This is a genomic window from Thiorhodococcus fuscus, assembly GCF_042682685.1.
Classification (GTDB): domain Bacteria; phylum Pseudomonadota; class Gammaproteobacteria; order Chromatiales; family Chromatiaceae; genus Imhoffiella; species Imhoffiella fuscus.
The window spans coordinates 90,404-97,550 of record NZ_JBHUHX010000003.1; the positions used below are offsets into that span (position 1 = coordinate 90,404).

Genomic DNA, 7,147 nt, shown 5'->3' on the forward strand with positions numbered 1-7,147 from the left:
ATAGGCGAGGCGGTTTTTAAACGGGCGGAACGCCTAGAAACGCCCGCGCGGCTGCCGCATCCAGTGCGATCTGTGACTTGAGCGCCTCGAAGGAGTCGAAACGGATCTCGTCGCGCAGCTTGAGTCGGAACTCGACACTGAGTTGATGGCCGTAGATCGTTCGGTCGAAACCGAACAGATGGACCTCCAGCCGGTCTTCGTGACCGTCGACGGTTGGACGGCTGCCGACGTTGGCGACGCCCGGCCAGGGTCTGTCTCCAAGCCCATCGACCATGACGGCGAAGACGCCGCGCAATGGGCTTGCGCGTCGATGCAGATGGATGTTGGCGGTGGGGAAGCCGATCGAGCGACCACGCTTGTCGCCATGGGCTACCCGGCCTTGCATGCGATAGGGCCGCCCGAGCAGATGCCTGGCCTGTTCCAGATCGCCGCGCGCCAGCGCCTCGCGCACCCGCGTACTGCTGATGCGCTCCTCGGCTTGGGTGACGGTGTGTAGATTGGCGACCTCGAAGCCGTGGCCGTCACGACGCGCGGACGTGCCCATCTCGCGCAGCAGGGCGTAATCTCCCGTCCGAGCATGCCCGAAGCGGAAATCGTCCCCGACCAGCAGGAATTTCACTCCGAGCCCATCGATCAGCAGCCGCTGAACGAAGACCCGTGCGTCCAGCGTCGCCAGCCTGGGGCCGAACTCCAGCAGCATGACCCTTTCGATGCCATCCTCGCGGATCGCCGTCAATTTCTCGCGCAGCCGCGTGAGCCTCGCCGGCGCGGCGGAGGGCGCGAAATACTCCATCGGTTGGGGCTCGAAAATGATGACGGTCGCCGGCAGCCCCAATTCACGCCCTCGCGCGAGCAGACGCGTGAAAACGGCCCGGTGACCAAGATGAACCCCATCGAAATTGCCGATGGTGGCGACACAGCCCCGGTCATCGGGACGCAGGTTGTGCAAGCCTCGGATAAGCCTCATGGATTCGCTGGGAGTCGGGGTCGGCAATGAGTCACGAAAGGGCGCCGATTATACGTGATTCAGCGCGTTCGGGTCAGATTTGCGCCGGCAGTTGGGTCGGCGCGCTACACTCGCCGCAATCCTGGCCTGATTCACTGATAGGATGGGCACGTTCGTATCGAGATGCGATCGAATGCCCGGTCGTGCCGCGTTCAGCGGACGAGCAACATCCGAGTGACACGCCATGCTGAAAAAACTCCCGATCGGCATCCAGACCTTCCGCGAGATCATCGAGGAAGGCTACGTCTACGTCGACAAGACCGGCCACGCCTGGGCGCTGGCGAGCAGCGGCAAATACTACTTCCTCTCGCGCCCGCGCCGCTTCGGCAAGAGCCTCTTCCTCGACACCCTCAAGGAATTGCACGAAGGCAGCGAGGCACTGTTTCGCGGACTCTACATCCATGAACGCTGGGACTGGAGCAAGCGCCATCCGGTGATTCGGCTCGATTTCTCAGCTGGTGTCCTGCGGAGCCGCGCCGAACTGGATCTACGCATCGAATGGATGTTGAAGGAGAATGCCGAGCGCCTGGGCGTGGTGTGTGACCGGACGCGCAACGACATTCCTGGCTGTCTGTCCGAACTGATCATCCGCGCCCACGCCGAAAGTGGTCAGCGGGTCGTGATCCTGGTCGACGAATACGACAAGCCCATCTTCGACAACATCACCGACCTTGCCCGCGCCGCCGAGGTACGCGAGGGGCTGAAGAACCTCTACTCGGCCATCAAGGGCCAGGATGCCCATATCCAGCTCGTCTTCATGACCGGCGTGACCAAGTTCAGCAAGGTCAGCCTCTTCTCCGGCATCAACCAACTGCGCGACATCACGCTGTCTGCCGCCTTCGGCACCATTTGCGGCTACACCCAGTCCGATTTGGAGAGCAGTTTCGGCCAGCATCTGCGGGGCGTCGACTGGGCGCGTCTTAAGCAGTGGTACAACGGCTATGCCTTTCGCGGTGAATCGGTCTACAACCCCTTCGATATCCTGCTCTTCATCAGCGAAGCGAACCAATTTCGCAACTACTGGTTCGAGACCGGCAATCCGAGCTTCCTGATCGAGCTGCTTCGTAACCGTCGCCTCTTCCTGCCCGACCTCGAAGGTATCGAAGCCAGCGAGGAGATCCTCGACTCCTTCGACATCGAACGCATCGACCCGGTGACCCTGCTGTTCCAGACCGGCTATCTGACCATCGCCGACACGCGCGAGAGCTTCGGTCAATGGCTCTTCGCGCTGCGCATCCCCAACCAGGAGGTCCGCCACGCCCTGGCGAACCACCTGATCGACGCCTACACCGGGCGTCTGCCGAGCGAGCGGCTCGAATGGCAGAAATCCGTCTACGGCCCTCTGTCTTGCGGCGACGTCGATGCCTTCATCGCCGCCATCAAGCGCCTGTTCGCTGGCATCCCCTGGCGCAACTTCACCCACAACGACCTGCCCGAGAGCGAAGGCTACTACGCCAGCGTTCTCTACGCCTTCCTCGCCAGCCTCAACGCCGAGATCATTCCCGAGGACATCAGCAACCACGGTCAGGTCGACCTCACCGCCAAGCTCGCCGGCTACATCTACGTCATCGAGATCAAGCTCAACCTGAAAGCGGAGGGGAGCGGGGCAGGGGAGAGGGATGAATCCAGCAACCCAGCCCTGGCCCAGATCCGTGCCCGTGACTACAGCGCTAAATACCGGGACCTGCCTGGCAAGGGACTCTTCGAGCTTGGACTAGTTTTCGACGCCCAGGCACGTAATCTGGTCCAGGCCGATTGGCAACGGATCGACTGAGCGGAGCGAAACGCCATGCTGAAGAAACTGTTCGTAGGTATTCAGGTTAGTCTGCGAGTTGTAGCGGTTTATCACTTGCCAGCCGCACGCGAGCAGCGCCACGTCAGCCACGGCCAGACCAGCAGCAGGAAAATGGTCGTTGCGGTCAGACCGCTCATGGTGACGATATCGGCTATCCGCTGTTTCGTGCTTTTCTCGAACGGGAATGGATGATAGGAGACAAACGCCTCCGCCGCTGCCCGCTGGTCCACGCGGAAATGGTCACCAGGCTCGCAGCCGTTCTCCTTTGGAAAGACGTAGCAGGCGGGATTCTTGATGTTGAGGTAGCCGTCGCTCTCCTCCATCACATCGCCCAACACCAGTCTTCCCCGTGGGAATTTTTCCAGCCGGTAGCCGAAGGCTGGGTTGTAGCATGCCGCCTGCGAAACCCCATCGATAAGCACGTCGTTTCGATCCACGCTCCCGTATAACCCTTCGTTGCCGGTGGCTGGTTTAATCCCGACAAAACTGATCCGGTGATCCTGCACCGCCCCTGCTGCGAGCCGCTGATAGCCCGCCAGGAGAAAACTGGGTTCATACGGCTGATCGCGGTAGTACAGCTTCGGGTCGGCAAATTGCAGCCCAACGAGAAGCAGGATGCTGCCGGTGGCGAGTCGCCAATGATCGCCCGTCCAGTACTGGGCTGCCATGGCAACAAGAAGAGGCAGGACGGCCAGATCAATCACGATCCAGCGCATCGGCCACGCTGTCGCTCCGACCAGCGGCACCTGTTTGAGCCAGGCGTTGAACGACGGCGTATAAAACATCAGGACGAGCGGAATAAGGGCTAGCGCGACCATGGCGAACACCGGCCAACGCACGCCCGTCAGTCGAAGCCTCTGGGCACCGTCCCGCGGACGCAAGAAAAAGGCCGCGAGCAGGCAAATCAGGGGCGCGATGGTAAAGCTATAGGCCCATTCATGGGGCAGCACACTCCACTGGACATTGACCATTGAGGCGAAGGCTTGACGCGCGGCGGCCTCGCTCGTCCAGAACAAGGCAAGCAGGGTTGTCTTGATGAGCGCCCAGGGATCCGAGAACCCCGGTAATTGGTATTGAGTGCGTTCAAAGCGCCCGTAAAACGCCATGCTCGCCATCAGTTTGCTGGCCGAGAAGACCACGCTCACCGCAACCGCCAGCGTCATGCGCGCAAGCAGGTCTCGCGGCCACGGCCGCACCAGGCGAAACGCAAGCAGCACAAGCCCCACCCCAATTGCGCCGGGCACCATTAGCGTGGGCAAGCCCGATTGCAGCCAATAGGCGGCGATGACGCCAGCGAGCAAGGCAAAACCTACCTTACTCGCAGCGCCCTCGGCGGGTCGAATTAGATACCAAGCCAACCAAGGGACTAAGGTCAAACCGTGATAGCCGTATTCACCGAGAATCGTGCGATAAGGCTGAAAGGTATTGAAGAAAAAGAGCGCGGCCGCGAAGATCGACCAGCCGAGTGAGAGACCAAAGCCCCTCCTGGCCAGCATATACACCCCGAAGTAACCCAAAGAGGCGAATAGCAACAGTGTCAGGTACGCGGCCGTCAATGGATCGACCACAAAACTGAGCCATTGGGGCACGGAGTAGTAGCCGGACTGCGGATCAGCGAAAAACGGCACGCCAGCACAAAAAGAAGGCGTAAACCAGGGCACCTCGAAGATGCCGTTCTTTGCGAACCAGATGAAACCGTCCGTGCAGCCCGCCAAGGCGAGACCAAAGTCGTGTCCTAATGTGCCCCGTGCGGTCGGGAAAAAGCCGTGATAGATGAAATGGTAAAGCGCAAGGAACATCGCCCAAGCGGCAAAGGCATAAACACGGTCGTTGAGCTTAATCGGCAACTTACATCTCCCCGTCATCGTTATCGCTTAGATCGCATTGATCCTGAGACTCAACCGATTAGTCTGGCACTCGTCGTTGCCCAGAGCGGGGGCGGTGATCTCGGGTGGTCGATCACGATGGCCAAAATGGTTCTGTGAATCATTGACAACCCCGAGGTTTGTTGCATTCCACTGTCGCCGCGTCTCCATCCCTGAACGAAAACGTCTTATGTCCAAGGAAGCTCAGAATCACCTGGAAGCCCATCAGCAAGGCACCCGCGATGTACGGTGCGATACGCGGATCTTCCGTCAGATAAGTCACAACGAACACCGACGGTGGCAGTAATGCCAATCCCAATAAAATAGCTCCGCTGTAAACGACCAGGCAGCGGGACCATTCCTTGAGATAATTTCCCTTGGTTTTAAAAACGAACCATTTGTAGCCGAGAAATGCGATCGTGATATTCAGGACGCTGGACAGAAGACTTGCGGCCAGATAGCTGAAGGGGATGTAGCGGTCCAGAGCAGCGGTGAACAACGCGAACGTACTGTAACCAAAGGCGGTGTTCCAAACGCCGACGATCAGATAACGTCCAAATTGGCCTGGCGGGATATGCGAGATTAGTGAGGACAGGGACGACCGAAGATTCACCATCATCGTCCCATGCAGCGTAACCGCGCAATCTCAGCCCCGTCGTTGAGCAGTGGTCGATCACGTAAGACATCTGGCGCGAACAGCCCATAACCCCAACTCACGCCGACAAACCGCAAACCGTTGTCGTGCGCGGCCTGAGCGTCTTCTGGCGTATCGCCAATCAGACAGGCATCGTGCGCTAGAATAGAGTGCTCCCTCATCAACTGAGCGATCAACACGCCTTTCGACGCAGCGGCGGGCGAAACGGAATCGAGCGTATAGATGCCGGAAAACAGATCGGTCCAGCCCAACATCTCCAGGATGAGTCGCGTTGGATAGATGCGTTTGTTGGTCACGATGAACATCCGGCTACCGCTTGCGGCAAGCGTACACAATGAGTCGTCGACACCTGGATAAACTCGGGTTTGCCGGTAGCCGACCGTGTCATAGACCTCGCGGAAGTGCGCCGCCAGCCGCTCGATGACCTCCAGGTCACCGCAATCGGTGATTCGACTCAAGGTCTGGCGCAGCGGCGGTCCGATCAGCGATTCATCCAGAGGCACGACCGGATCAATCCCCTCACGCGTCAGCGCACCGGACATCGCGGCCAGAATACTGGCTGAAGAGTCGATCAGCGTGCCATCGAGATCGAACAACAGGGTTGTCGGCATGATCGGATCAAAGGCCGCGTTGATAGATCTGGTCCCGAAGTGCGCTATTGCGTGAATAAGGGCTATCCACATCATCGATCATGAGCGGTTTGTCCTTCTCGATGGGCGAGAGGATCTGCTGTCCGTTGAGGATCTCCCGACATGACAGTTGCCCCTTTAGCAAGGGAATTGCGAGGTAAAAATCACGGTTCAGGTTGCGATGATGAATTTCGTGTCCGGCGGGCAGATCGCGCTTGGCGTAAACTCCGCGAACGAGCGCATTGAGGTATTCGACTTCCTTTTTCTTGGGCACGCGCTTGGTTGCGCTCTCGCCACCGCACATCTCTACGGCCTTGTGATATGCCTTGAACCAGGCATCGATCTGATGCGGGAGCGAGCAATAGGGTGAAACAGGTATGTCGTCGTCCTCAATGTCGATGTGACGTTCCCATAGTCTGGCCCCCTTGGCGTAGGACATTAGCATCGAGGAGTGCCAGTCGCCGTACTCGTGAGTCGAAAACCCAATCGCGTTGTGTGGATAGCGTTGGCGCAGATAATCGATTTGGTTCAATTCGAGCTCGCCGTCTTCGGACGGGTAGATCGAGACGCAATGATTGATAGCTAGCGGGATGTTGCGGTTAGCGAAGAATTTCACCAAGTCGTCTAGATCCTTCAGTGATGAACCTCCAGTTGAGACAATAACTGGACGTTTCGTCAGCGCAATACGTTCGATCAGAAACCAGTCGTTGAGATCCGAGCTTGCGATCTTGATGATTGGTAGATCGAATTCCTCGCACAAGTCAATCGAGGCTTCGTCGAACGGCGTGGCCATCGGGATACAACCCTGTTCCTTGATACGCGCTACGAGCGTACGCAGGTCGGACTTCGATAATTTTGTGGCCTCGGTCTTACTGACGTAGCGCACGTCAGTCGTGCCTTTGAAATCCTCATGAATGAAGTTTTCGACGTCACGAAATTGTAGTTTGATGGAAGCGCGCACATTGTTGAACTTAACGACTTGAGCGAAGTCATTGACGATCTTGAGACCACGATCGAGACGTCCCCAATGATTGTTTGCAAGTTCGAGAACGAATAGATTCTCAAAAATCCGTTTCATTTTTATGACTCTCGCGGCAAATGTCGTTGGCATCGATAAAAAGTGGATATTTATTGTCCGAAGCAGGGTTAAAACCACCGCCTTTAGGCGGTCAGATTTATCTTTGAAGCCTTTTGCAA

Annotated in this window: 6 protein-coding genes; 1 reads left to right on the forward strand and 5 read right to left on the reverse strand. The window is 58.0% G+C overall.

All coding sequences use genetic code 11. From position 1 onward, the window contains the following. Positions 1-16: 16 nt before the first annotated feature. On the reverse strand, positions 17-967 hold the full coding sequence (ribF, locus tag ACFSJC_RS01610; protein ID WP_386022230.1) for a bifunctional riboflavin kinase/FAD synthetase: 951 nt from the start codon (positions 965-967) through the stop codon (positions 17-19). Between the two features lie 223 nt (positions 968-1,190). On the opposite strand from ribF, the gene ACFSJC_RS01615 reads away from it, so the two are divergent. After that, positions 1,191-2,780: an ATP-binding protein gene (locus ACFSJC_RS01615; RefSeq protein WP_386022233.1), complete on the forward strand. Its 1,590-nt coding sequence runs from the start codon at positions 1,191-1,193 to the stop codon at positions 2,778-2,780. Between the two features lie 71 nt (positions 2,781-2,851). Here ACFSJC_RS01615 and ACFSJC_RS01620 read toward each other — a convergent pair whose 3' ends face one another. The 4 genes from ACFSJC_RS01620 to ACFSJC_RS01635 all read right to left on the reverse strand — a co-directional run. Beyond that, positions 2,852-4,648 (reverse strand): hypothetical protein, encoded by a 1,797-nt coding sequence (locus tag ACFSJC_RS01620; RefSeq protein ID WP_386022236.1) that lies wholly within the window; start codon positions 4,646-4,648, stop codon positions 2,852-2,854. A 139-nt stretch (positions 4,649-4,787) separates the two neighbouring features. After that, positions 4,788-5,285, reverse strand: a complete 498-nt coding sequence (locus ACFSJC_RS01625; RefSeq protein WP_386022239.1) for a GtrA family protein — start codon at positions 5,283-5,285, stop codon at positions 4,788-4,790. Continuing rightward, a complete protein-coding gene (locus ACFSJC_RS01630; protein ID WP_386022242.1) occupies positions 5,282-5,932 on the reverse strand; it encodes an HAD family hydrolase in 651 nt (216 codons plus the stop codon). Before ACFSJC_RS01630 ends, ACFSJC_RS01625 begins: the two co-directional genes overlap by 4 nt. A gap of 7 nt (positions 5,933-5,939) precedes the next feature. Continuing rightward, positions 5,940-7,147, reverse strand: a 1,208-nt coding sequence (locus ACFSJC_RS01635; protein ID WP_386022245.1) for an N-acetylneuraminate synthase family protein, incomplete at its 5' end; no start/stop codon positions are given.

Coding starts and splice junctions, on each gene's coding strand:
- ribF (WP_386022230.1), bottom strand. CDS start 967: ATGAGGCTTATCCGAGGCTTGCACAACCTGCGTCCCGATGACCGGGGC.
- ACFSJC_RS01615 (WP_386022233.1), top strand. CDS start 1,191: ATGCTGAAAAAACTCCCGATCGGCATCCAGACCTTCCGCGAGATCATC.
- ACFSJC_RS01625 (WP_386022239.1), bottom strand. CDS start 5,285: ATGATGGTGAATCTTCGGTCGTCCCTGTCCTCACTAATCTCGCATATC.
- ACFSJC_RS01630 (WP_386022242.1), bottom strand. CDS start 5,932: ATGCCGACAACCCTGTTGTTCGATCTCGATGGCACGCTGATCGACTCT.